Source organism: Ruminiclostridium papyrosolvens C7 (assembly GCF_000421965.1).
In the GTDB taxonomy this organism is placed as follows: domain Bacteria; phylum Bacillota; class Clostridia; order Acetivibrionales; family DSM-1351; genus Ruminiclostridium; species Ruminiclostridium papyrosolvens_A.
Genome location: NZ_ATAY01000076.1, coordinates 29,086 through 55,911, shown reverse-complemented (window position 1 = coordinate 55,911; position 26,826 = coordinate 29,086). Strand labels below are relative to the sequence as shown.

22 protein-coding genes and 1 tRNA gene are annotated in these 26,826 nt (G+C 36.7%); 4 read left to right on the top strand and 19 right to left on the bottom strand.

What is annotated here, in order from left to right; all coding sequences use genetic code 11:
* Window positions 1-42 precede the first annotated feature (42 nt).
* A complete protein-coding gene (locus tag L323_RS35715; protein WP_020816481.1) occupies window positions 43-477 on the top strand; it encodes a hypothetical protein in 435 nt (144 codons plus the stop codon).
* Window positions 478-1,075: 598 nt separating this feature from the next.
* Here the strand turns inward: L323_RS35715 and L323_RS35710 are convergent.
* A complete protein-coding gene (locus L323_RS35710; RefSeq protein ID WP_020816480.1) occupies window positions 1,076-2,239 on the bottom strand; it encodes an ammonium transporter in 1,164 nt (387 codons plus the stop codon).
* A gap of 366 nt (window positions 2,240-2,605) precedes the next feature.
* On the opposite strand from L323_RS35710, the gene L323_RS35705 reads away from it, so the two are divergent.
* Window positions 2,606-3,775, top strand: a complete 1,170-nt coding sequence (locus L323_RS35705; protein ID WP_020816479.1) for a Fic family protein — start codon at window positions 2,606-2,608, stop codon at window positions 3,773-3,775.
* A 79-nt stretch (window positions 3,776-3,854) separates the two neighbouring features.
* Here L323_RS35705 and L323_RS35700 read toward each other — a convergent pair.
* The 8 genes from L323_RS35700 to L323_RS35665 all read right to left on the bottom strand — a co-directional run bounded on the left by L323_RS35700 (window position 3,855) and on the right by L323_RS35665 (window position 11,309).
* Window positions 3,855-3,946, bottom strand: a tRNA-Ser gene (locus tag L323_RS35700).
* A 200-nt stretch (window positions 3,947-4,146) separates the two neighbouring features.
* Window positions 4,147-4,800 (bottom strand): ABC-2 transporter permease, encoded by a 654-nt coding sequence (locus tag L323_RS35695; protein ID WP_020816478.1) that lies wholly within the window; start codon window positions 4,798-4,800, stop codon window positions 4,147-4,149.
* Window positions 4,793-5,653 (bottom strand): ABC transporter ATP-binding protein, encoded by an 861-nt coding sequence (locus tag L323_RS35690; RefSeq protein ID WP_020816477.1) that lies wholly within the window; start codon window positions 5,651-5,653, stop codon window positions 4,793-4,795. The genes L323_RS35695 and L323_RS35690 overlap by 8 nt, the downstream gene beginning before the upstream one ends.
* The gene (locus L323_RS35685) at window positions 5,646-6,029 is read right to left on the bottom strand and encodes a GntR family transcriptional regulator (RefSeq protein ID WP_020816476.1); all 384 of its coding nucleotides are present in this window, start codon (window positions 6,027-6,029) and stop codon (window positions 5,646-5,648) included. Before L323_RS35685 ends, L323_RS35690 begins: the two co-directional genes overlap by 8 nt.
* A gap of 361 nt (window positions 6,030-6,390) precedes the next feature.
* Window positions 6,391-7,845 carry a methyl-accepting chemotaxis protein gene (locus L323_RS35680; protein ID WP_020816475.1) on the bottom strand — a complete coding sequence of 485 codons (1,455 nt, stop codon included), beginning with the start codon at window positions 7,843-7,845 and terminating at the stop codon, window positions 6,391-6,393.
* Window positions 7,846-8,249: 404 nt separating this feature from the next.
* On the bottom strand, window positions 8,250-8,879 hold the full coding sequence (locus L323_RS35675; protein ID WP_020816474.1) for a hypothetical protein: 630 nt from the start codon (window positions 8,877-8,879) through the stop codon (window positions 8,250-8,252).
* A 236-nt stretch (window positions 8,880-9,115) separates the two neighbouring features.
* Window positions 9,116-9,754, bottom strand: coding sequence for a class I SAM-dependent methyltransferase (locus L323_RS35670; protein ID WP_020816473.1), 639 nt, complete (start codon window positions 9,752-9,754; stop codon window positions 9,116-9,118).
* Between the two features lie 46 nt (window positions 9,755-9,800).
* Window positions 9,801-11,309, bottom strand: a complete 1,509-nt coding sequence (locus tag L323_RS35665) for a helix-turn-helix domain-containing protein (protein WP_020816472.1) — start codon at window positions 11,307-11,309, stop codon at window positions 9,801-9,803.
* Between the two features lie 290 nt (window positions 11,310-11,599).
* Here L323_RS35665 and L323_RS35660 point away from each other — a divergent pair, with 290 nt between their 5' ends.
* Window positions 11,600-14,473, top strand: a complete 2,874-nt coding sequence (locus L323_RS35660; RefSeq protein WP_020816471.1) for a cellulose binding domain-containing protein — start codon at window positions 11,600-11,602, stop codon at window positions 14,471-14,473.
* A gap of 359 nt (window positions 14,474-14,832) precedes the next feature.
* Here the strand turns inward: L323_RS35660 and L323_RS35655 are convergent, their stop codons facing one another.
* The 3 genes from L323_RS35655 to L323_RS35645 all read right to left on the bottom strand — a co-directional run bounded on the left by L323_RS35655 (window position 14,833) and on the right by L323_RS35645 (window position 17,084).
* Window positions 14,833-15,855: a helix-turn-helix domain-containing protein gene (locus L323_RS35655; RefSeq protein WP_020816470.1), complete on the bottom strand. Its 1,023-nt coding sequence runs from the start codon at window positions 15,853-15,855 to the stop codon at window positions 14,833-14,835.
* 86 nt (window positions 15,856-15,941) lie between these two features.
* The gene (locus L323_RS35650; RefSeq protein ID WP_020816469.1) at window positions 15,942-16,520 is read right to left on the bottom strand and encodes a nitroreductase family protein; all 579 of its coding nucleotides are present in this window, start codon (window positions 16,518-16,520) and stop codon (window positions 15,942-15,944) included.
* Between the two features lie 48 nt (window positions 16,521-16,568).
* Entirely contained in the window at window positions 16,569-17,084 is a 516-nt protein-coding gene (locus L323_RS35645; RefSeq protein ID WP_020816468.1) for a GNAT family N-acetyltransferase, read from the bottom strand.
* Between the two features lie 300 nt (window positions 17,085-17,384).
* Between L323_RS35645 and L323_RS35640 the strand changes: the two genes are divergently transcribed.
* Entirely contained in the window at window positions 17,385-19,406 is a 2,022-nt protein-coding gene (locus tag L323_RS35640) for a thioredoxin domain-containing protein (protein WP_020816467.1), read from the top strand.
* Window positions 19,407-19,486: 80 nt separating this feature from the next.
* On the opposite strand, the gene uxaC is transcribed toward L323_RS35640, so the two are convergent.
* From uxaC to L323_RS35605, 7 genes are all read right to left on the bottom strand, one after another.
* A complete protein-coding gene (gene uxaC, locus L323_RS35635; protein ID WP_020816466.1) occupies window positions 19,487-20,878 on the bottom strand; it encodes a glucuronate isomerase in 1,392 nt (463 codons plus the stop codon).
* A gap of 36 nt (window positions 20,879-20,914) precedes the next feature.
* A complete protein-coding gene (locus L323_RS35630) occupies window positions 20,915-21,583 on the bottom strand; it encodes a ThuA domain-containing protein (protein WP_020816465.1) in 669 nt (222 codons plus the stop codon).
* 40 nt (window positions 21,584-21,623) lie between these two features.
* Complete coding sequence (locus L323_RS35625) at window positions 21,624-22,784, bottom strand: ArsA family ATPase (RefSeq protein WP_020816464.1); 1,161 nt, start codon at window positions 22,782-22,784, stop codon at window positions 21,624-21,626.
* 21 nt (window positions 22,785-22,805) lie between these two features.
* The gene (locus L323_RS35620; protein ID WP_020816463.1) at window positions 22,806-23,030 is read right to left on the bottom strand and encodes a hypothetical protein; all 225 of its coding nucleotides are present in this window, start codon (window positions 23,028-23,030) and stop codon (window positions 22,806-22,808) included.
* 5 nt (window positions 23,031-23,035) lie between these two features.
* Complete coding sequence (locus tag L323_RS35615) at window positions 23,036-24,211, bottom strand: ArsA family ATPase (protein WP_020816462.1); 1,176 nt, start codon at window positions 24,209-24,211, stop codon at window positions 23,036-23,038.
* Between the two features lie 122 nt (window positions 24,212-24,333).
* Window positions 24,334-24,834 carry a MarR family winged helix-turn-helix transcriptional regulator gene (locus L323_RS35610; protein WP_020816461.1) on the bottom strand — a complete coding sequence of 167 codons (501 nt, stop codon included), beginning with the start codon at window positions 24,832-24,834 and terminating at the stop codon, window positions 24,334-24,336.
* A gap of 165 nt (window positions 24,835-24,999) precedes the next feature.
* Window positions 25,000-26,793, bottom strand: coding sequence for a phosphoenolpyruvate carboxykinase (GTP) (locus L323_RS35605; protein WP_020816460.1), 1,794 nt, complete (start codon window positions 26,791-26,793; stop codon window positions 25,000-25,002).
* Between the last annotated feature and the right edge of the window lie 33 nt (window positions 26,794-26,826).

Sequence of the window (26,826 nt, the reverse complement as noted above, 5' to 3'; positions counted from 1 at the left end):
TTTTATTCGTTATATATGTAAATGAGAGAGGGGGGTTGTTTTATGAAATATGTTTTTCATAAATATTTTATTGTGTTGCTCTGTGCATTTTGTCTGGTGGTACCTGCGTCGGCTAATATAACATGTGCAGCAGACAACTCGGGGATAGGAGCTCAGCCTTTAAATCTGTATGTAAGTTCAACTTCGGAAAATGTAAGTATTTCCGATGGTATTGCGACTTGTTCTTCATCTATAAGAGCAACTACAAACGTAACAGAAGTAATAATAGTCGCAAAACTCCAAAAATACCAAAATGATAGTTGGGTAACTCAGGAGACATTTACAGAAACCTCTTATACATACTATGGTGCTTTAAGTAGAACATGTGCTGTAGATCATGGATACTCCTACAGGTTGGTTACTACTTACCAAGCTGTAATAAATGGTGTATCAGTGGAAACTGTAAACAAGACTTACAATTATGGACTGTATATGTAATTTCTCATTTGCAGGTATTTAGATTTGCTATGATATATGATTTTCTTTATCTGGATTATTTTGGGTGGTAAGAATTAATCGTATCTCTATATGTAATCTAATATGTTATTTTTTTCACATCAATATAGGCATAGCTTTTGTAGTAAAATATTAAAGAAGGATAAGGTGATCATTAGAACCCCATATTGCAGAGTGTATTATCGTCGGGCGGTCAGTTGTCGAAACATTTGCAGCTGCCGCATAGTCCAGCTGAGACATCCTTGGTTATGACATCTAGATAAAGCTGGACAAAAGATTCAGGAGAAATATAAAAATTTATACCTCAGTTTTGTATAATCCCGATTTTATTTTCACTTGATCGACGTAAATTCATTTTAAACTATTCATTCTACTTTAATATAACTTTGTGAATGTATTAAATATTGTGTATTTTAGAAATCATTTAGTCAGGTTTGCTATATTTTTTAATTTGGCTTACCACCCAAAATAGTCCAGATAGGAAGGTCTTAATTTCATATGCGTTACATGCGCAAACTTCAAAAGAATATGCCATTACAGTTAAATAACCGTATGGCATATTCTTTTTTTGTAAAATTACTTATGCAGCTTCTTCAAATTCATCCGCATCCTCGTATACTGCTTCCTTAGTTCCTGTCAAGCGAATTATATTTCCGGATATGATACCTCCCACAAATGCCAGTGCAACAGTAAATACAATGCCGGCTACCTGTGCTTTTGCTGCCTCAGGCACTACAAATATTGCGATAATACCCCCGAGCAAACCAGGCATACCATGCAGATTGTGAACTCCACATGTATCTACCATCTTTAAAAGTTTTTGCAATTTAGGTTGAATTACAGTGTACCCTACAACACATATTGCTCCGGCTAAAAGTCCTATCAAAAAGGCAACCGGTGCACTTACCAGATTGCAAGTTGCTCCTATTGCTACACCTCCCGCAAGGCTGGCGTTTGCAATATCAGCTATCGCAGGCTTTCCTTTTCTGATTAATGCACTGAATAAATATGTAATTAATGTTGCTCCACATAATGCAAGAACAGTATTAACTACTGTTTGCTCAAATTGCTCTGCAGGTACGATGGCACTGCAAAAGCTGGGCCAGAATATCCAAAGCACCATTGAGCCCAGCATGGAGAACCTGTCTGAGGAAGCATCACTTTCAATTGGATGGTCCATATGTTTTTGTTTCGTCAGTGCTATGGCAAGACCCAAGCCAAAATAAGCACCAAACGCATGGATAACTATAGAACCTGCCGCATCCACAAAGCCCTTTGTTATCCCCAGGCCTCCGTCAAGTACAAGCCATTCATTAATCATATAAATAGGAACAAGAAACACCGAAATGAGGGCATATTGATAGAGGCGAAGTCTTCCAAGCACTGCACCCATTGAAATAAGTGCAGCAGCAACTGCAAATTCCGCCAATAATAAACCTTTGATTGTTTGAGGATTAACTGATTCTAAGGAAAGCGCTCCTGTATACCTTAGCAAAAGGTAAAGAGGAATTCCGGCACCAACAACCAAATATGTTCCGGTTGTTGCACTGTAGCCGTATTTTTTGACAAATACCATCAAAAATCCAAAACCTACTAATAACATTGCTAAAATATTGATTGAAAAGTTGTACTGCTGAACCTGTCTTATGCCATCAACTGCTTCGTTGGTGCTTGCAAAAGCACTAAAAGGCATGACAAGAGTTAAAAGAAAACCTGACAAAAGAACAAATAAACCTTTTTTCATTATTCTACCCCTTTGTAAAATATTTTTATTAAGTTTTGAAACAAAAAACGTTCACAAAACAGTTAACTTACTGTTTTGTGAACGCCATTGTTCGCAACAAAATAATATACTATTAGGATAAATATGTCAATAAAAATGAAGGAAAATAATCTCAAAATTTCAGTTTTTTTATGATATATAATTAAATTATGATGTTTTATTTGCATAGTTTGCAAGTTTAATGTTTTAGGGTTTCAACAAGCCACTGCACTGTGAGTAAAATCAACTCATTATCCAACAGTCCTGTTTGTTTTGCTTGAAACTGGCAATACTGTATGTTATGCTGATACTAATTGATACTACTTTATATCAAAAGGCGATGAAAACATGAACACAAAAGAGCTTGCTAAAATGATAAATGACAGGCATTTTTTTAACCTCAAGAAGATGCAGTATAAATATTCCCCCGAAAGCGTTATGGAAATGCTGGAAACCTTAATGGAGATGAGCTACGCTCAAATAGCTCTCAACGATTTTAACGGACAGTGCTGTGTGTATCTGCCCATTCAAAGTCTTATTCCCACAAGCGTTATGAAAAAGTTACTTACCTCCAACACCTCCAAGGAATTATTTGGGTTAAAGGCAATGGAAGAAGAAATTGACTTTACCCTGCAAATTGAAAATATTCAATCAAACAGGGATAGCGTTCGCAAAATTCTTCAAGGCTTTGCCCCTAACAATGAAGAAGAAAGCCGCATTTTAAATATGAAAAAAGGCCTTGAGTTCATTGGTGACCCCACAAACAAAATCACCGAAGAGAACCTTCATTATCTGTATAAGCTGTCTGTCGAGAATTTTTTAGAAGGTGACGACAAACTGCCGGAGGGTAGTTTTTATCGGAACGATACCGTTTATATTGTGGGTGATAAGCCATACCACGAGGGTCTAAACCCAAAACTGTTACCGAAGTATATGGCAGAACTGGTTCGGTTTGCAAACCAAAAGGACGAGATTCCTGAGCTTGCCAAGGCGTGTATGCTGCATTTTTCTATTGCCTACCTGCATCCCTATTTTGATGGTAACGGCAGAACGGCTCGGCTTTTGCACCTGTGGTATTTGGTGCAGCAAGGTTTTTCGTCCACCCTGTTTTATGCTTTTTCTAAACACATCAATAACTCAAAAAACAAGTATTATAGCAGCTTTCTTGACATTGAGGAAAACTATAAAATCAGCAAGCTGCTGGATATAACGCCGTTTATACGCTACTTCAATGAATATGTATACAGCAAAATTGATGCTGCAAGCGGTGTGGTACCTGTGTATGAAATCTTTACTCAGGCGATGAGAGACGGCAAAATCACCGAGAAAGAGCGGGACTTATGGAATTTTGTTCTCTCTGCCTATGGGGATGGTCAGTTCTCTACCAAACAGCTGGAAAAGGATTTCGGTAACGCCGCCTACGCTACAATCCGAAGCTTTGTATTGAAATTTCAAGAGCTTGGATTGTTGGCTTCACAACGATTTGGCAATCGGGTAAAGTATAGTATTAAAAATTAACACTTCAAGTCAGTGCATTTCAATGTTTTTTTGGCATTAAAAAAGCACGCATATTTGTACCAAACTATGCGTGCTTTTGTGGCGGAGAAGAAGAGATTTGAACTCTTGCACGGCTATTAACCGCCTACCGCATTTCGAGTGCGGACCCTTCAACCACTTGGGTACTTCTCCAAGGAATACATGTAATATTGTACACGTAAACCTAAATGGTTTCAAGCTTTTTTCCTGACATAATTTCTTCACAAAATCTCAATAAAATAGTCATATTTTTAAGTTATGCTTATTTATAGCATAATTTTTGTTATACATCCTATAGGCTTGGCTGCAGCAAATATAACTGTAACATAAATCTGCAGTCAGGCCGCTTTATTTTAATTGAGCCGGCTATATATTTTTTGTGATATACCTCCCGATATACTGTATACTATTATACTGAACAAAATACTGATTATAAGCAACCCATACGGATTATTTATTATTGCAATTGAGGACAGTTCTGCCAGCTTATCGGGACTCATTCTTTTTGCTACTTCACTAATTGAGAAAATTCCCAGGAAAGGCAGGAATGAAAAGAATCTTCCCTTTATACCTCCAAATTTGAAGAAGAACGGCAACTGTATAGCAGTAAAGAAAGCGTAAGTTATAAGGCCAACACTAATCCCGATTAAAATATCACTGGACGTAAACTTCACCTTTAATATATTTAAAATAATAGCGTTTGCGGATACTCCTAATAAATTTAAAATTAATCCTTCTATAATTATAAACACGTATTTTCCGGTTACAATATCGTTTCGGCTTATGGGAAGAAGGCCGTAGAGTCTGCTAAGATCGTTCTTTTCTGCAACTGAGAAGGTATATCCAGAGGTCATTGCCATCATACACATGCAGAATAAAGTACCTGAAATTATATCCTTCATGGTGAACATTATGATTAACGGAGACACCAGTGCAATCAGTATAATTTTAATATATGGTTTTATTAATGCAAAATCCAGTTTTACGATTTTTATAATGTTAGTCATTGACCCTACCCCCTCTGTTTGTAAAAACAATTATATCGTCAATGGAAACAGGTTCACAGGCTAGGTTTCCATAAACCTTTAAGTCCTCGGTTTTAATCAATCCCTCAAAACCTGTGGAATATTTCCTTATTCCAATCATTTTGTTTTCCTGTTCCGAGGTAATATCGGTTTTACCGCCCTTTACCATTCTGAAACCGTCAATAAATTCATCCTTGGTTCCTGTGTAAAATAGACACCCCTGATTTATAAAAGTAATGTAATCTGCAATCTTATCAAGGTCTGATGTTATATGTGTTGAAAATAATATACTTCTTTTGCCGTCTTCTATAAATTGTGTCATTATATCAAGGAACTCATCTCTTGCAACCGGGTCCAGTCCGCTTGTTGGTTCATCGAGTATCAATAGTCTTGCATCGTGGGATAATGCACATGATATCATCAGCTTCATCTGCATTCCTCTTGACAGGTCCTTTACCTTTTTATCAGGGCTTAGTCCGAATTTACTTATAAACGATTTATACTTAGCTGAATCCCAAGTACTGTAAAACATACCTACATAGCGCTCAACTTCGTTTACAGTCCAATCCTGAACAAAATAACTCGTATCAAATACTGCACCTATACTTTCCTTAATCCGGTTCTGTTCGGCAACACTATCCAATCCCAGAATCTTTATATCACCTGATGTTTTCTGTAGCATGTTAAGCATAAGCTTGATAGTAGTGGTTTTCCCGGCACCGTTAGGCCCCACCAGCCCCATAATATATCCTTGGGGTAAAGAAAAGCTGATATTGCTTAGTTTAAAACTATCAAAGTTTTTACATAGATTTCTTATTTCTATATCATTACTCATATCCCTCATCCTCCATAAGAATTTTCAGCATTTTAACAAGATCCTCTTCTGATACCTCCGCCCTTCTGGCAGACTTTATTGCAGCAGACAGATTTTCTTCTATATCCCTTAAAAGCTGTTCCCGTATCAGTTCAGAGCCTCTCCCCAGCACGTAGCAGCCTTTACCCTGTACATTGGTGACATAGCCCTCCTGCTCCAACTCAGTGTACGCTCTGGTAGTCGTAAGTACGCTGATTTTCAGTTCCCTTGCAAGCTGTCTTAATGAAGGCAGCAACTGGTTTTCTTCAATTTCACCCGACAGGATTGAGCTTTTTATCTGTTCTTTTATCTGTTCGTATATGGGTACTCCAGATGTATTGGAAATTATGATTTTCAATTTTCCCTCCTGCTGTTTCAAATGTCATTACTGTTATTGTTGTTACACATACAGTATATACACACCTTTATCGGGTGTCAAGAGAAAAAAACTTGTGTTTTTCTTATATTTGCATTAATAGTACAATATAAATACAATAAGTATTAAAAGCAGGAGAAATATACCTTTCAATATTTCAAAGTAGACGACTTATTAGAGGTTTATATTAATAAAGGTGCAAAGCTTGGAAAACCTTTATCACACAAAATAGCAGAGATGTCATTAGAACAGTATACAATAAAAAAGGATAGGTTATTTCTACCCATCCCACAGTGAAGTGTGTTATTTATTATTAAAAGGCTTTTTTAATACCTCTGTACGTTTATTTAACTATACCCTGCAAATTCTCGCTGGAAGTTTTAATACCCTGAATTAAACCATACATATTTTCAATATTTGAATTTTGTTCTTCTAAAGTTGATAATAACTCTTCTGTTGAAGCAGCTTGCTCTTCTGAAATGCTGGCAATGCTTTCTACCTCCACATTAATACTGGAGAACAAATCAGCAATATTTCCGATTCTACTAATTTCATCAGAAATGTACCTGTCAATATCCTTAAAAGCCACTTGAACCATTTCAAAGTTCTGATTAACAACTTTGACAACCTTCTCACCGTCTTGAGTTGCTATCTGTCCTCTACTAACTTCGTCAATTGCATTTTTAGTCTTTTCTTTTATTTGATTTATAATCTGGTAAATTTGTCTTACAGTATTCGCACTTTGTTCAGCCAGTTTTCTAACTTCTTCAGCCACAACTGCAAAGCCTTTTCCCGATTCCCCGGCTCTGGCAGCTTCAATGGCTGCATTTAAAGCAAGTAAATTTGTTTGTTCTGCTATTTGTGTTATTCCTGAAAGGAAATTGTTTATTTCATCCATGTTTTCATTGAGTTCCTGAACTGTCTCAAAGGATTTTGTAACAGCTTGGTTGATTATTTCCATTTGCATATCCATTGTATTTATTTTTTCTGAGCCCTCTGTTACAACATGACTTGCATTGGCTGAAACATTCTCTAATTGATTTGAAAATTCTGTTAGCTCAGATATTTTATTATCTGCCTCTTTTATCATCTGACTAATCTGAGTAACACTTGAACTTTGCCCCACAATACCTGTAGTAATTTCCTTAGTAGCTGATGTTATTGAACTGCTGATTTCATGAACTACTTCAAGATTCTCAGTAGCTTTGGAGATATCAACATTTAAACCTGATGTGCTGGTTTTAACTACATTCATAGTATTTTGCAGCTCATCTAAAAATTTATTTGCTTGTTCTGCCTTTTCACTCGCATCCCGTATCAGTTTCTCACCGTTTTTTACCAATAAAAATAGCACAAGTGTTATTAGCAATTGGAATACATCAGGAAATATGTAAGTCACTATGCTGGAACCTGGCATTACTATTTGTAATATAATCACAATCGCATTAATAATGCTTCCGACGAAAATAAAAATCCATTTATTCAAATATAATGCAGTAACAGTGATTGGTAGCATAGCCATAATAAAAGCATTACTGCCCATCATTGGTAGTAAAGGGAGTACCTGTGCTAGAGCTGATACAACTATAACATAACTTGCCGCCACGTCCTTCTTTTTATACCTTAAAAACAAAGCCAGAAAGGCTGACACGATTGTTATCGCAAGAGGTATACTACTTGAAGCTATAGTCCGTGTGGCGATACCTGCAATTAACATAACAAATCCTAGTGCAAAAAATACCCAGTTTAAAATCTTATTAACCTTCCTTACATGATTCAGCAATAAATTTTGTTGCATAATTTTCCCTCCGACTATTAGAGTGACTTAGTCTTACGTGTGTTTCGATGTATTTTATTTTTCAGCAAAATACATATAAAATATTATTCGACTTATTCTATCATAATTCGACACTTCCATGGAAAATCCTGCTTAATTTTAGACCTTACCTACAAAGTGTTGGTTAAATTTTTAACAAGGTTAAACATAACCTTTATCAGCTTTAATCATTATGTATACAAAAATTATTGATTGTACTGAATTAAATCTTACTACTTGTAGGTTAAAAAATACAAATAATTTTAAATTGTCATGGAAAGTAGTTTTGATAACAGTACATACCTGTCAAAAAAAGTTGATAAGATGGGCTCTTTTCGTAAATATTGTGGGTATATAGTATAAAAAACAAACATTACTCAACAACCTTAAACCAATTTGAAATGTGAGGAAATGGCTTCTACATTTTTTATTATGTCACTATCATTTCCTACTTCAATTACACTCAAACCAAGCCTTTTTGCATCATTAATAATGTATCTACCCATTGCTAAATCAAAATTTATATAATTTTCCAATGCCTGTTCTGGGTTTGTGCATTCCCTTATTCTTTCAAACAATTCCTTCCTGTCCATTTGATGCTTTATATAAAATACTTCATCGGCTACTACCAATATAGCATGGTCAATATCAGAAATTTCATTGTTTATAAGTTCTGGAAGCAAGCCTACACCTTCTACAAGAATAGGTTTGCCTTCAGATAACTTATATAAATCTTCTAAAATCATTTTAAATTCTTCATTGAATAAACCAATTGTCCATTCCAAATATTCGTCAACTTTCATACTAAGAATATCATTCCAACTAATTTTAGTTACTCGGTTTAGATTTGGATGTTCTTGAGCATTTGATTTTTCAATATGTTTTGCCAAATATTCATCACAGTGGTAAACTATAAATCCATATTTCTCTGAAAGAATATTTGAAATTGTTGTCTTCCCAGCACAAGTTGAACACCCAAGCCAATAAGTTATGGGCGTATTATTATCTGCTTTCATATTTCTCCATTCTTCAATAAAAATTGTTGTAGTAATCTATTAATTAGTACATAACTTCAAACAAGCGTGTACTATTTTTTACTTATCTAATGTTATATTCTGTAAACTTATAGGTCAAGTAGTTGCAAATAAAAGTAACTTTTTCATTATTAACCGGATAACCTAAAGCAATAATCTCAGAAGCAATATAAGGGTTAGGGCAAATTCAGAAGATGTTCCAATTTCCTGATATAAACCTACTTTTGTTTATAAAAATTTATAACCGGTCCAACTTCCAGATAATCAAACGGCATCTCACCGTTTAATTTCTTCCAATGATAGGGGCTGTGATAATAATCGAAGTGAACTGCCCCATCAATACTTTCGGAATACCGAAATCCATAATTCTCAACCTCAGAAATCAGCTTACCAAGAGAGTACTTTCTTCTTTTTCCACTTAAATCCCTAAGATATTCACATTCAAACGGCGCTATAGAAAGAATCCCATCTGGTTTTAATACCCTTCTGGCTTCCTCGAACATCTCAAATCTTATCGGTAACTTCTCCTGTGTGTTACCGTGAATAAAGTCATACATTAATATCATATCAGAATAGCAATCAGGAAAATCTATCAAAAGAGACCCGTCTGCCTTGACAAGGTGTACGTTTGTTATAGAATGAGTATCTATTTTGTTTTGTACAATTTCCAACATTTTTTTATTCTTATCAACGGAGTATACAGTGCTATTCTTATTCGAAAGTGCCAATGAAATAGTATATTCCCCATAACCACACCCAAAATCAATAAGTACGGAGTTATCCGGTAATTTCATTTTATGAAACAAGTATACCCCATCTTCTACTTGCCACTTTTCAATACGCTCATGTATATTCATACTTCCCTTCCTTTCTTACAGACTAATGCTCCTACGAAATAATTTCTTATATCTTGCTAATTAAGGTTTTTAATTCATCACAAGCCTTAGCCTCATTTCGCTGTGCCAGTTTTATTAAAGAAACAATTTGCATTCTGATTTCTTTATCAGCAAATTTTTGCACTGCATCCTCACCGCCAAAGCCTCCTAGTATATTTGACATTTTTGTAACACAATCGGCTACTGCATTAAGGTATCCTGCACAATTTCTACATTCCTTTGACACTTCCGGATTTGTTTCTCCTATCCAGTTTATATATCCTGCCGCATATGAGCGGCCTTCACCTACCATTGTAGCAGCATCTCCAAAACACATTATATGTTCTATTAATAAAGAAAGCTGTGTTTGTTTTGAGAAATTTAAATCTTCTGTCATAGCACTGGCCCATGCAGAGTATGCTTTTTGTCCTCCCAAATATGTACCACATTCCTCCACCCGGATTGCATCCGTAGTTAGTAGATAGTAAGCATTTTCAAGCAACTCTTTCATTGAAGACATTACGCATATTTCTTCTCCAATTGACATAACTGCTTCCGTATTTTCCCACCAGTTATTGCAAATAAAATACCCCGATTCATCAAAAGTAACGTTATTTGAAAACTCCATATTATCTTGAAACAAACTCCATCCTAATACCGTTTCACAATTATCTTTGTAACCTGTTATGATGCTGGCTTCAGGAGGGCCAACAACTCCAAGGGTAATCACTGGACGTCCCTCATCAATTTCCGACTTAATGAGATTAATAAAATCCTTCTTGCTATATGAGTTGGAATCTTTATTTAGAATCTTAAACTTTCTCCCCACTGCTTTAAATGCCAGTTCAAACGGCATTAACGGTTTTTCGTAGATATTTCTGATATCAACAGCACTTAAATCCCAACCATTTACATTCCATCTTAATCTAAATGATGCACCCGATGCTGCCATAATATATGAATAATGGACATTTTGACCCATATAATCCAAGACAGCCTGTAAGCACATAGGAAATGGAGTACCTTGCCAACCACCGTCAACATTACGTCCATAGTGCACCTTAGGTACACCATAAAGAATACAACTATCCTGTGTTTCAAAAGTTTTACTCATAAAATCAGCCTCCGATAAATTTAGAAGGACAGATTCTTGATCAAGATTTAAAATAGCCGGAGCATATACGCCCAAGCAAATATGCTTTCTTCCACACACAAGTCCAAACTTCTTAAACTCTGATGGCCTGATACCTGTTTCACGCTTAAAAGCCCTAGTAAAAGTATCATAGTTGTCAAAGCCATATTCGAAAGCTATTGTTGTCAGGCTTTTTGGTGTCGATACTATTTCAAGAGCACAATTAGCAATCTTTCGAATCATAATGTAATGAGACAAAGACATGTTGGTTCGTATCTTAAATATCCCTATTATGTGACGATAAGAAAAGTTTAAGGTTTTTTCGAGTTCGGTAAAATCAAGCCTCTGCTTTATTCGTTGCTCTATAAAAGTTATAATTGCGCATATTTCAATAAAATAATCCAAATTCTATCCTCCTTCTAAGTTATTACTTCCGGAAGTGATTTTATTATACAGTAATCCGAGTATCATTACTCGACGTTTTTGACAGTTTAGAAGCTACCTTGTCAAAAAAAGTTGATTAAATAAAATCCCAGTGGTAAAATAATACATAATTGTTTACAGAAAACAATTATGTATTATTTTACTGAACTTTTTAACTTCAAGTCCTGTAATACGCATCTTTATAAAATTGGATTGTCAGCTGGCCAGCTTTCAATAAATAAAACTACTTAGTTCAACTAAAGGAGATTCTTATGCAAAAACGAAGTAAAATCATTTCAGCAACCTTAGCATTTCTGCTTTTGTTCCAGCTATTTACCTTTGTTATAAATCCACCTGCCAATGCTGCAAGCGGTGCTTTAAGAGTTGAGATGTATATGGAAAATACCGCTCCAACAACAAACACCATATCCCCTAATTTTAAAATTGCCAATTATGGAGTAAACTCTTTAAGCCTGTCAAGTGTTAATATTAGATACTATTTTACCAAAGACAGTGGTAGTACACAGAATTTCAATTGTGATGTTTCAGGGGTAACAGGTAGCTTTGTGGACATGACTGCACCCACTGCCAATGCCGATAACTATCTGGAAATAAGTTTCCCCGCAGGCATGTCTCTAGCTCCAAACACAAGCCTTGAGCTTAAAACTAATATTTCTAAAGCAGACGGGTCAAATTACAACCAACAAAATGATTATTCCTTCAGCTTGGCAAATACTGGTTATACAGAGTGGAGTAAAGCAACCGCTTACATAAATAACATTAAAATATGGGGTTCTGAACCTGTTTTCGATCCCACTCACGGGTTTCTGGTAATTGTAAGTAGTAAAATTTATGGTACTTGTCAAAGTGAATTAAATACATACTTATCTGATTTAGCAAATGAGGGTTGGTCCCCTACACTCATAAAAGTTAACAACGTACCGGACAGTAACTATGCAGGAGACGAAAGTTTCCACGTTTGCGAAAACCCGAATGCACTGAAGCAAGTAATCAGGGGATATTATGAGCAAGGTTATCAAGGCTTTGTAATTATAGGTTCCGCCCCATCAATTCCTTCAGCTTCCTGGGAAGCAAATCCCGGTTCGAATGAAAACGTACCAACAGACCTCTTTTATTCAGATATGAGCAATTGGTCAGACTCAGATGGAGACGGTTTATATGAGGCATCTTACAATTCTCAGACAAGTGCTCCCGATATGATTTATGGCAGAATATCTGCAGGAGCTATTTCAGACTCTGATCAGCAGGCAAGCCAAAAAACTTCGGAGTACCTTTCAAAAATTCATGCCTTCCGTTTTACTGAAAACATGACTTTCGACGCTAAAGCTTTTTCTTTTGTGGACGATGATTTTGTAGAATATGAACCTAAAATGGTTTCTGGCCTAGCAAATTTAGAAAAAGATATATACAGTATATCAAATAAATCCTCAACAACTAAAGACAATTTTATGAAACTTCTTAAAGGCGGATACAGATTGGGGTACGAGACAATCCATGCAAGCCAAGAAGGCTGGTCCATTCCGACCCATCCAAACGGTTCAGAGGATAGTGCTATATTTGATTACCCTAGTATAGACGACATTAATAGCATAACCGTAAAAGTGAACTATCTTCACCTTAATTCATGTTCAGCCTGTGATTTTACCACAAGCAATCTCGGTGCTACTTTTCTGTTCAACAAAGACAGCAATACAGGTGAATCAAATGTTTGTAATATCACCGGAATGACAATCAGTAGTAATTTTTTTGCTGATCCCCAATATTTTGAAGACCTTAAAACCAATTGTATAGGTACTGCTTTTAATAATATGGTATCAAGGTTCCAAGATATGAACACTAATCTAAGACCTGAATTCATCCTTCTTGGTGACCCCACTCTGAAATACAATTTCACTAAACCCCAAAACAAGTGTCCTCTTGTCTCAAATGATCTTAGCGACGTAAATGCTTATCCGAATAAACCCTTTAAAATTAATTTTCAAACAACGGATCCTGAAAACGATCCGGTTTTTCTGGATGTTGCCGGACTACCGGATGGAGCGTCCTATAATAGCAATACTAAAACCATAGATTGGGTACCGCAAGCCTCACAGGCAGGAAATTCGTATACCGTTATCTTAACTGCCTATAACAAGGATTCTTCGGGAATAACTATTAATAAATATGCTCAGGAATTTACCATTTATGTTTCAAGAATGAGTCTATATTCTCAGGATATCCCTAATCCGGGATTTGAGTCACTAAATACTGATGGTACGCCTTCTGGGTGGACGCAAAATGTTTGGTATGGAAGAACATATTTAGATCAAAATGTTGTTAACAGCGGCAGCTACTCTGCATGCGTTACCGGGAATGACATTAATACTGGGGGCTATTATGAGCTCGATACAAACATTGAGCCGGATACACATTATTTGATCAGCGGTTATATAAAAACCTCCAATGTTACTGCTACTTATGGCAGAGGTGCATGTCTGGAAATTCAAGTTCCGTCAACCTATGGTGGAATGAATTGCTTCTTTAGTAATTCAATAGCTGGGACTCAGGACTGGACTCCGGTATATATGCACTGGTACTCAGGAAGTGACACCAGTCTGAAATTGCATCTATCGCTCAACTCAAGCGGTACAGCGTGGTTTGATGATATTAAGCTGGAAAAGGATTATAATCTGGGATTTGAATTTTCTGCAAATAATAAAGCTTCCGGATGGTCTTTCTACAGCTCTAATAGTGATCCGGATACCAATTCAATATCTATGTCGGACAGTAGCACTAAGCACAGCGGTTTGCGTTCAGTAAGTATTTTATCTAACCAAGCTTCCAATTATGCTTTTTTGCATAAAAATATACCTGTTGAGACTAACACTGATTATCGTGTAAGTGCATGGGTTAAAACCCAAAACGTAATATCCGGAGCTGTGGGTGCAAATCTGGCCGTAATCTCCGGAACAGACCTTGCAGTATCTGGTTCCGTTCTTGATACAAATAATGGGTGGACACAGATATATGTTGATTTTAACTCAGGGAGTAATACAAATGCAAAAATTTATTGCAGACTTGGTGATGCAATTAACCTTGCAAAAGGAACTGCCTGGTTTGACGATATAACCATTGAAAAGAAATAAAAATTATGACCAGCTTTCTATGATAAAATCATATTATAGAAAGCTGGTTTTAAAGTAATTACAATGTTCCAAAACATTTGTCTTTATTTTCCCAAATCCAAACAAGTATTTTTCTGTTCTGCATAGTACAATTTTTATATGACTCATTTTCAATCAGCCATGCAATGAATATCATCTGGATGGAATATATCACATATGGTATTGACTGCTTCTTAATATCAGTTAATTTATAAATGCTATCATACCCGAGAAATATTCCTTTTAGTATTTCGCCCCATTATTTCAAAGCCACCATCGACTTCACCTGCTTCTGATAAAATTCCAGTAGCACAATAGCAAGGGTCAAAAATTCTTACGTTCTATTCGCTGATATCAAAATCAATAAAACCGCTTACTTCACCATTATTAAACATAATATTTGACGGATTGGCATCGCGATGAATGATATGTTTGGGTAACTTGTCATAAAGTTTACTGAAATTTTCAGTATAATCAGAATAAAACTCATCGGGTAATGGACAACCCCATTGCTCCATATTTCGCTTTGTCTCAGGCAATGCCCAGTTAATAACTGTGTCAAAAAGATTGCTGTCATTAACATCTAAGTTACTATCCTGACTTTTTAGAATTCTATGGAGATTGCCGATAGCTTCTCCATACTTTTTACCTGTAGCTATTCTGTCCCCAGTATAGCGTTGTTCAGGATTTAAAAGCTCCCCTATAATTTGGTTTGTAAGTACATAGAACCTGCCATTCTCGACAAGAAAATCTTCACCGTTTTTGGTCTTTACCGGGCAAGCTGCAACCATACCACTCTTTTGGAGTGCTCTTGAAATATCAATGTGTGTTTTGAGCCCAGCGATATTTCTACCTGTTTTAAAAATATATTTATCACCTATAACCCATGAATTGTTGGACTTCATTGCACCGCCTGCTGTAAATGTATTGCATATGTCAGCTTTTGTTTCAATATCCCAGTTTGATAATAGTTGCCTTATTTGTGTTTGTGTAAGCTTAACTCTTGACTCCCTTAATAAGTTTACTGCTTTTGGTTTCTTAGCAGTATTAATTTTTAAAAACTTTGTCGGAGAGCAACCAAATTCCCGTTTGAATGCTTTGAAAAATCCTGCGTGGGTATCAAAGCCATACAAAAGAACAGTATCAATCAGCTTGCTGCCATTTTGAACATCATAGATTATATGCTGAAGCCTGCGTTTCGTAATAAAGGCTGTAACAGGCATACCTACAAAATCACAAAAAATATGGCTAAAATGATAAGTTGAAAATCCTTCAAACTCTGCAAGCTCAGACAATGAAATTTCACCCTTTAAATTTTTCTCAATGTATTCAATTGACCTCTGTAACAGTTCAATTGTGGTCATAGCTGTTCTCCTCTTAATTACCTTCTCCGTACGGTAACTTAAGTTTATCATAGAGAGTCAGTTAAAATATTTCCTAGCTTGCGATGTTAAAACTTATTATAAAATACAACCTCATCAAAACTCTTTTTATCTGTTATTTTTTCATTATTAACCGGATAGCCGAAAGCAATAATCTCGGAAGCAATATAAGGTTTAGGCAGGTTTAGAAAATGTGTAAGTTTGTCTACATCAAAGTAGGAAACCCATGTTGACCCCAATCCATGTTCTAATGCAGCCATGACCATATGCGTCCCGGGAATTTTTGTTTGGTGTTCTTCAAGATGCAGTTTTGTGTAAATCTCATCGTCCATATTATCTATTATTTCAGCAATGCCCGGATAACGTGCTTTTTGAATACCTCTGCCACCACATGATTTGTCTACATTGTATGTACAGAGAACAATCAGAAAGCCAGCCGTTTTTATCCAACTCTGTTTATAAGCTATGTCAGAAATTTCGTTAATCAGTTCCTTATCGGTTATCAATCCGAATTTCCAAGGCTGCTGGTTTCCACCAGATGGTGACAACCTTCCGGCATCAAGAATATAATTAGTAACTTTTTCCGGAACCTCTTCTCCTGTAAAGTTTCTTACACTTTTTCGCTTTTTTAATAGATCCAATATCATATCCCTCATCCTTTCAAGAATAATTTTTTTACTAAATGGCGGTTTGAATTAATCATTTTTTGAGATTGAGTATAAGTACGTTAATATATCCCTATTTCTACTGTTATAAAATTCTTTTTCTTTCTTCATCCCTATTTTTTCAGCAACTTTTCTTGATCCCTCATGATTAAACGGCATATTTGCACATAATCTATTAATTTTTAAATTCATAAAAGCATATTCTTTACATGCATTTACTACCTCTATTGCAAATCCTTTTCTCCAATATGGGTAATTAATTATATAGCCTAAATCATTTTCTTGTTTACCGTCAATTTCCGAAAGCATAATTCCACAATCACCGATAAGCGTACCATTGTCTTTTAAAACAACAGCCCATCTTCCAAATCCCAGTTTCTTATATCTTCCAATGTTATTGTATACCCAATCTTCGGTCTGTTGTAAACTAAATGGAGAAGGCCAAAAGCTCATAGTTATAGGGCTTGATAAAATTTCATTTAACTCTGAAACATCATTAATAGAATATTCCTTAATAATTAATCTCTCGGTTTCAAAAATATTCATTTATCTAATTCTCCTTTGAAAATTATTAAACCTGCTAAAAGCTTTAGTTATTTATATATCATGTCTTTTAGTATACAAATGCACTATATATGTAATTGTAATATTATAAAAACTATCGTCAACAAAAAGTAATTATTTTCAGTTTACTCCAAACCTCATACGATAAAACTATTGAGCTAAATGTACTGTTAATATGAATACTCCTACATTTAAAAACTGAATACATCATTACCCTTTTGGAATACTAATTTTGTGGTAAATATAGTAGCAAGACTACAAAATTATAAAGGAAGTGATTCCATGCCAGAAAATAATAAAATGCCTAACAAACTAATTCAAGAAAAATCCCCATATCTCCTCCAACATGCATATAACCCTGTTGACTGGTATCCCTGGGGCCCGGAGGCCTTTTCACGAGCAGTAGGCGAAGACAAACCTATTTTTCTAAGCATAGGCTACAGCACATGTCACTGGTGTCATGTAATGGAACGTGAATCTTTTGAGAATGAGGAAGTAGCACACATATTGAACCGGGATTTCATATGTATAAAGGTTGACCGGGAAGAAAGACCTGATATAGACAGCATTTACATGTCCGTCTGTCAGGCATTAACCGGCCACGGCGGGTGGCCTCTCACAGTATTTCTAACCCCTGACAAGCAGCCGTTTTATGCCGGAACATATTTTCCGAAATATGACAGTAGAGGCTTTATGGGTCTTATGTCTCTGCTTAAATCAGTAAAAGAAGCATGGGACAGTAAAAGAGATAGTCTATTAGAATCAGCAAAAACCATCATAGAACATGTGAGTCAGGAAACCTCTTCCGAGGGCACGAGAATTTCAAAAGACATTATACATGAAGCATTTACACATTTTAAATATAATTTTGACAGTGAATATGGAGGTTTCGGAACCTCTCCTAAATTCCCGTCTCCCCATACGCTGCTCTTTTTGCTTAGATACTGGTACACGGAAAAAGAGTCTTTTGCACTTGAAATGGTAGAAAAGACTCTTTTATCAATGAAAAATGGCGGAATTTTCGATCACATTGGCTTTGGATTCAGCAGATACTCAACAGACAAAAAGTGGCTTGTTCCCCATTTTGAAAAAATGCTTTATGACAATGCACTCTTAGCTATCGCACATGGAGAGGCTTATTCTGCAACCGGAAACAAAAACTATGAAGAAACTGCCAGACAGATACTTGATTATGTACAAAGAGATATGACCTCTCAATTCGGCGCTTTTTATTCTGCCGAAGATGCTGATTCAGAAGGTGTTGAAGGCAAGTTTTATATTTGGTCAAGAGAGGAAGTAATTGACATTCTGGGCTCGAAGGACGGTGAAGAATATTGTAAAATATTCGACATATCATCCTCCGGCAACTTTGAAGGTTTGAACATACCAAACCTTATTAACACAGGGACTTTACCCGAACAACAAAAGCATCTTGCAGAGGAATGTCGCAAAAAACTCTTTGACCACAGAGAAAAAAGAATCCATCCATACAAGGATGACAAGGTTCTGACATCCTGGAACGGGCTTATGACAGCTGCAATGGCTTATTGCGGCAGGATTTTCGGTGAAGACAGGTACATTGAATCGGCTAAAAGATGCGTTGATTTCATATATAAAAAACTTATCAGAACTGACGGACGTTTGTTGGCTCGCTACCGTGACGGAGAAGCAGTTTTTCCTGCTTACCTCGAAGACTACGCATTCCTTGTCTGGGGATTGCTTGAACTATACGAGGCTACGTTTACTACCATTTATCTAAAAAGAGCCTTAAAATTGACAGATGTAATGTTAAATCTCTTTGGAGAAAATAATTCTGCAGGATTATTTTTATACGGACATGATTCTGAACAACTTATTGCCCGTCCAAGGGAAAGTTATGACGGTGCAATTCCTTCCGGGAACTCCGTTGCAGCAATGAATCTGTTGCGATTAGCAAGAATAACCGGACATCATGAATATGAAAACAGAGCAAAAGCCATAATGGATTTTTTCAGTAATCAGGTTGAAGCAGCCCCAACCGGGCACAGTTACATGCTTTGCAGCTACATGTATTCCGTTTCTGATTTATCGTCAGAAGTAGTTATTGCAGGAACAAACGGCAAGGAGATGGTAGATACCTTAAACCGTAAATATTTACCCTTTGCTGTAACCATCTCAAATATATCGCCGGAGCTTACTGAAATTGCACCTTTTGTTGGAGACTATAAGTCGCAAAACGGTAAGACTGCAGCGTATGTATGCCGGAATTTTTCGTGTATGGAGCCTATTACAGAGGCAGAAAAGCTGGCTGAGGTTTTATCTTAGAGATACTTTCAAACATACTACAGAAGGGTTATTTTATCACAAGCCTTGATAAAATAACCCTTTAACTTATTAAGCAATCCTTATAAGCCCAGATATCTTACTACATTCTTATAGCAAACACCTTCAACAATTTCTCCCAATATTGCATCATCATCAGCAAATTCTCCCTTGTCAACAAGGTCACCGACAAATGAACACAGAATCCTTCTGAAGTAATCGTGTCTTACATAAGACAGAAAGCTTCTGGAGTCAGTAAGCATTCCTACGAAGTATGCCAACATGCCCTGATCTGCAATAGCTTTAAAGTGGGCCGTTATGCCTTCCCTGTGGTCATTGAACCACCACGCTGCCCCGAACTGTACCTTTCCAGGAACACCATCCTCCGTAAAGCAGTGTGGAAGGGAGGACAAAACAAGATTATCCTTGGAATTCAGTGTGTATAATATTGTCTTAGGCAGCGAATTCTTTTTATCCATGTCATTAAGGAGCTTTGCCAAAGGTTCAGCAATCTGGAAATCGTTCATAATGTCAAACCCTGAATCAACTCCAGCCTTTTTCAGCATGGTATCATTGGTACTTCTGATAGCTCCAATATGCAGTTGCATTGCCCATCCGGCTTCCTTATATGCCTCTGCTAAAACGCATAGAGTATACAGTTTATATTTTTCTGCCTCCTCAACGGATAAAGGCGCTCCATTAAGTTTCTTTTCAAATATACTGCCAGCTTCATCAAAGTCCGTAGGCAAATAAACAAGGCTTTCAAGTGAGTGATCCGACAGAACACAGCCAGCCCGGCTGAAAAATTCAATTCTGTTTTTCAGAGCAGCTAATAAGTCCTTATAAGTTATAATCTTTATATTTGAAGAAGTCTCGAGTGTTTTTATGTATTCAACAAAGTTGTCATTTAGTATCTTTAGTGCATTATCCGGCCTGAAAGTAGGTAAAACCCAAAATCCTTTGTCAGTCTTCTTTCCCAGTAGTAAATGATATTCAAGGGAGTCAACCGGGTCGTCCGTAGTACAAATAAGCTTTACATTGGAAGATATTATCATTTTTACGGGAGAAAGCTTATCCTCCTTTATTTTTGCATTGCAGCAATCGTATATTTTGTCTGCATTGCTTTCCTTTAAAACTTCATTCACCCCGAAGTAAGTCTCCAGCTCCATATTCGCCCAATGGTAAAGGGGACTTCCGATAAGCCTTTCGCAGGTCTTTGCCCACATTTTGAATTTGTTACGTCCGTCTCCATCTCCGGTTATATATATCTCAGGTACTCCCGCAAAACGCATTGTTCTCCACTTGTAATGGTCATATCCCAGCCAGATTGATGAAATATCCGAAAAAGTCTCATCTTCATAAATCTCTTTTGCGGATAGATGGCAGTGATAGTCGTAAACCGGCGCATCTTTAGCAAAACGTTCATATAAAGATTTAGCTGTTTTGCCGTTTAAAATAAAATTATTGTTTAGCAAATACTACACCCCCGTATTTAGTCGTACTAAAAGCAACTATGTCCACAGTCTGCAGCACCAAGAGATACAAGCAACCAAAGTCTCAAGCATTGCTTTGTTTGTAAGTCCCTCTTCCCTATGTGTAGGAGCGAGACAGCAAATCCTTCCATCCCCGAATTCACGAGCCCAACCTGCTTCAGATTTACCGTATGGGGATTCGCTGTCAAGGAATACAAGACTGTTGTCAAGATTATATTTTATAAAATAATGTTCATCCATGGCCTCAAAGGATTCATTCAGTCTGATTCCGCTGCTATTTTCTTTAGGAAGATACCTTACAATCTTGTGTTCGCTTGGATGGCTCAGAAAATACCCGCCCATCATTTTTGTGTATTCTCCTGTTTCATCATACAACGCTAAACCTGAGTGCCATGCCATCCAACTTCCACCATTGTTTACATAATCCACAATTTTTTTTTCAATATCAACAGTCATCCAATTATTTACTACTTCATCAGTGGGATTAATTCTGTTCTCCTTGCCCAATATAACAAGGTCAAATTTCTGGGATAATGCTTTCTCAAGGCCGTCTACATCAGAATCAATGAGTTCAAATGTGTGAGGGCCTGATTTATTCAGCATATCAACTGCTTTTTTGATTGCTTCAAGTGCTATGTCATGTTCATGATAATAATCGCCTAAAATGCTAAGAATTCTTTTAATCAAATGTATTCACCCCCATCCAAATATAGCATACGGAAAATAATTATGCAAAATGAATATACAATTTTCCCTCATTATACTTCGCTCCTGTAATTTCCTTTGATTGCAATTTTACAGGTAAAATGAAGCTTCTTTTTTCATTCTTTATGGAGATGGTAATTTCGTCACCCTTTTGGAGCAGTTTCAGCTCATTTCTATCAACGAAGGGCATATTTATTATAAAAATGTATCCTTGGGCTTCTTTCACCACATCAAATATTCTATCTTTGAAAAGTACCTGTTCCGGGTCAGTATTTTGATACAATAATCCACCCACTTTCTTTAAGGCATCGTATCCTCTAAGATCAGTGTCCATAAGCTCAAGTTTGAATACCGGAATCCCGTTAAAGCTCTCAAGGATATCATGAATACTGCTTGTTTGAATCTCATCCCACTTCTCAAAATATCCTGTAAGAGATTCTTTGGAAAATATCTTATTTATTATAATTCCATCAACATTATAATCAAAAAGGTGTAAATATGAAAAGCTTCTCTTAGCCTCCTTTATAACTATCTTTTCCGGTGTCGTTACTATACGGATACTTATCTTTTCTTTGTCCTGCATAAGTTGATGCAGCTCATCGATTTTTGAATACAGACTTTCAATTTCATCGAAAGTCTCATCACCGGGAACAGGAATCTTTATAGTTGCCTCAATAACAGGCTTTACAAGCTTCGCTCCCTTTCTTTTAATCGGAAACAATTTTTCCATCCACCACTTAAACAAATCCGGAAACTTCAGGAGTGACATTGTCTCTCCGGTAGGGGCGCAGTCTACAATTAAAACATCATATTTGCCCTCATCATAAATTTCTTTGATTTTTATCAGAGAAAGGAGTTCGTCGAATCCCGGAAATACCAGCAACTCCTCAGTTTCTATACTATTATCAGCCTTCAGGGTCATAAGCCTTTCAATATACTCTTTTATATTCCCCCACATTTTCTCATTTTCAAGAACAGAATCAATTTCCATGGCAAAAAGGTTTTCTGCCAGCATAACCGGGTCATTGGACAGCTTTGCCGAAAAAGAATCTCCAAGACTATGGGCCTGGTCGGTACTGATTATCAAAACACGTTTGCCGTTCTCAGCTATTTTACATGCTGTAGCAGCAGCTATACTGGTTTTACCCACTCCACCCTTGCCGGTATATAGAATTATCCTCATATTATTATACCTCCATTAGAATTATGAAAAGTCAATAGACACCTTCCTGACCTCGTTTCTTTCAGCACCTTCATCCTTATTACTGTTCTCCGTCACTATATCAATAGCAATATCTTTCATCACGCTTACAATTTCCTTCTCTAAACCTTCCAATTTCGTTTTTACATCTTCCGGGAGAATTTCTTTAAAAGCTTCATACCTTAGTATTTCGGACTTTATCATGTTTTTTATAAATTTTTTGTTCACGTGGTTCACTCCTTTCCTGCAAAATCTATACAAAGTACTTCTGATTCAAACTTGGCTGACACCACAGAATATTTCCTCATTACATTGGGAATGGGTATATTTCGTTTAAAATTTCCGATTTTGATTATAATATCAGTCCCGGATTCAAGAAGTTCAAAATCCTGTTTGCTTGTAAAAGGCACATAAACCTTTAACCTATAGCCCTTTTCGGTTTTTTCAAAGGTCTCACTCTCTGCTTTCTTGTTTACCTCAAATATGTTTTTGTCTTGCAGGGAATCCTTTACTATCCTCTCAAGACCCTCTATCCCATTTATGTCTACTTCATACCATTTAATTTCATAGGTTGGTATGTTATAAAAAGCAGCCTTAAGCTCATTGAGATAACTTTCTTGAATTAGCTTCCATCTATCAAAGAATTTGTTATCTATTTCATCTGGAATTATACGGTTAATGTACAAGCCATCAACATTAAAGTTGTACAAGTTCATGTACATGTAATTTCTCTTTGTTTCCTCTACCACCATCTTTTCAGGAATTGTAACAAGCCTGATACTACATACATCCCGGTCTTTCAGCAGTCCCTGCAACTCTCCCAATTTTATATAAAGCTTTTCTATATCATTCATGGCCTTCGAATCAGGCATATCCAGCTTGAATGCTACCTTAGAAATAGGCCTTAAAACCTTCATTGCCACCTTGCCTATTGGGAACAGCTTTTCCATATACCAGGAAAACAGTTCCGGGAATTTTAGTAGTGACAGGGTTTCTCCGGTGGGAGCACAATCCACTATAATCAGGTCGTAACTCCCAGAGTCATATAGCTCCTTGATTCGAAGTAGTGAAAACAACTCTTCGATACCCGGAAAAACTACAATATCCTCAAAAGTCTCAGTATCTTTCTCACTTTTAAATGTCATCATATTCTTGAACGCAGCTGAAATATGTTCATAATTTCTGTTCATTTCATAGTTTGAGTCAATTTCCAAGCAATCAAGGTTTTCCATAATTTCAATCGGTTCTTCTCTTACTTCCGTCATGAATATGTCACTGAGATTGTGTGCCATGTCAGTACTCACAAGAAGGGTTTTCTTTCCGGCTCTCGCAGCCTTAACCGCATGTGCTGCTGCAGTGCTTGTTTTCCCAACCCCACCCTTACCTGTAAAAATAATTATTCTCCCCATAATTCTACCCCCTATATTTCTTATTATGAATTATTCTTGTTACGAAGTATTTATCTAAAAAATAGTCTTGCAGCTCACTTTATTAAAATGATTCCGCAAGTTACTTTATTAAAAGCCTTAGACTATTCAATTATAATCCTTTTTACTCTCTTCTCGGCCTTATCATTATGGTCGGAAGTTGATTTATCGTTCTTCAATACAGAAGCTACCTTTCTGAAAATACTTAATGCTGCTTTTTTTTCATCATCAGACAGCGTTTTAACTACCTCTTCAAAATAGTGTGATATGGTTCCTTTTTCCTGCTCTATAAAATCCTCTGCCACTTTTGTCAGAACAATATTGACAACTCTTCTGTCCTCCTTGTCCCGCAGTCTCTCTACCATAAGCTTTTTTTCAAGCCTGCCTACTACACCTGTGGCAGTATTGAGTGGTGCACTTATATATTCAGCGATCTCAGTCATGTTAGCTTTTTTGTTTCTATATAGAAGCAGCAGAGCAAGTATCTCATTTTTCGAGTAATCCAAAAAAACGCTGCTCCACTTATCGGGAAAAAACAAAAACTTCAGTTCGTCAATATATTGAAAAATTATTGTCTCGAGTCCCAATTCCTTATTACTTGTCATAAAAGTCTCCTATATACTTCTTCCAGCGAAGTATATTATTATTCTACTCTCGAAGTATTTTATTGTCAATATGAACAGAAAATAAATTCTATCCTTTAATAAGTAAAAACCCGGTGGCCTGCGCCTCCGGGTTTTTATCTATTTATTAAATAAATAATTTATAAATTAAGCCTTCAATCTAGCTTCAAGATCAGCAAGCTGCTTCTTCAATTCAGCAGGAACCTTGTTTATATCATAAGTCTCATAGTGAGCTTTGATTGACTCAACTTCTTTGAGCCATTCGTCCTTCTTAACCTTGAGAAGTTCTTTCATGTCTTCAGCTGAAACTTTCAGCCCTTCAACATCGATAGCATCTTCTGTAGGCATGTAACCGATTTCAGTCTTAACAGCCTTACCTTCGCCTGATACTCTTTCACAGATCCACTTAAGAACACGGCTGTTTTCGCCATATCCTGGCCACAACCATTTTCCGTTCTCATCTTTACGGAACCAGTTAACATAGAATATCTTTGGAAGCTTATCTTCTGTGCTAGCTGCACCAACATCCAACCAATGTTGTAAATAGTCATTTACATTGTAGCCGATGAATGGAAGCATTGCGAATGGGTCACGACGAACCTGTCCGATTTTGTCGGAGATAGCCGCTGCAGTGATTTCTGAACCCATTATTGAACCTAGGAATACACCATGGTTCCAGTTAAAGCTTTCGTGTACCAATGGAATAGTACTTGGACGACGTCCACCTATCAATATAGCTGAAATTGGCACTCCTGCAGGATCTTCCCACTCAGAAGCAATAACAGGACACTGATTTGCAGGTGCTGTAAAACGAGCATTTGGATGAGCAGCAGGAGTTTCTGAACCTGGAGCCCAATCCTTTCCGTGCCAATCAATTAAGTGAGCAGGAGCATCTACTCCCATACCTTCCCACCAAATATCTCCATCGTCAGTTACACCAACGTTAGTGAAGATAGTGTTCTTTTCAATGCTGTGCATAGCATTTGGATTTGAATCCATTGATGTACCGGGAGCAACACCGAAGAAGCCTGCTTCAGGATTGATAGCATACAATCTTCCATCTTTTCCAAATTTCATCCAAGCTATATCATCACCGATTGTTTCAACTTTCCAGCCTGGAATTGTAGGAACAAGCATAGCCAGGTTGGTCTTACCGCAAGCACTTGGGAAAGCACCGCAGATATATTTAACATTACCCTTAGGATCAGTAAGTTTGAGGATAAGCATATGCTCAGCCAACCAACCTTCTTCACGGGCAATAACTGATGCTATACGAAGAGCAAAACACTTTTTACCAAGCAAAGCGTTTCCGCCGTATCCTGAACCGAAAGACCAGATAGTCTTTTCTTCTGGGAAATGGCTGATGTATTTTTTTTCGATTGGAGCGCAAGGCCATTTTGTATCTTTTTCGCCTTCAGCTAAAGGAGCTCCTACTGAGTGCAAGCATGGTACGAATTCTCCGTCACCGAGTGTTTCCAATACTTTTGTTCCGATACGAGTCATAATTCTCATGTTAACAACAACGTATGGGCTGTCAGTAAGTTCAACACCGATTTTTGATATTTGTGAACCTATAGGTCCCATTGAGAAAGGAATTACATACATTGTTCTTCCCTTCATGCAACCTTTGTAAAGTTCCTTCATAGTATCTTTCAATTCATCAGGATTAATCCAGTTATTAGTTGGTCCAGCCTCTTCCTTTGACTTTGAAGCGATATATGTTCTGTTCTCAACACGGGCAACGTCAGAAGGATCACTATTGAAAGAGTAGCATCCGGGACGTTTTTCAGGATTTAAAGGTTTAGCCAATCCAGAATCTACCATCTCTTTTAAAAGACGATCGTTTTCTTCCTGAGAACCGTCACACCAGTAAATCTGGTCTGGTTGACACATGTCGGCAATTTCTTTAACCCAAGCTTCTAATTTCTTGTTTGTAGTCATTATAATTCTCCCTTCAATTTATAAAAAATATAC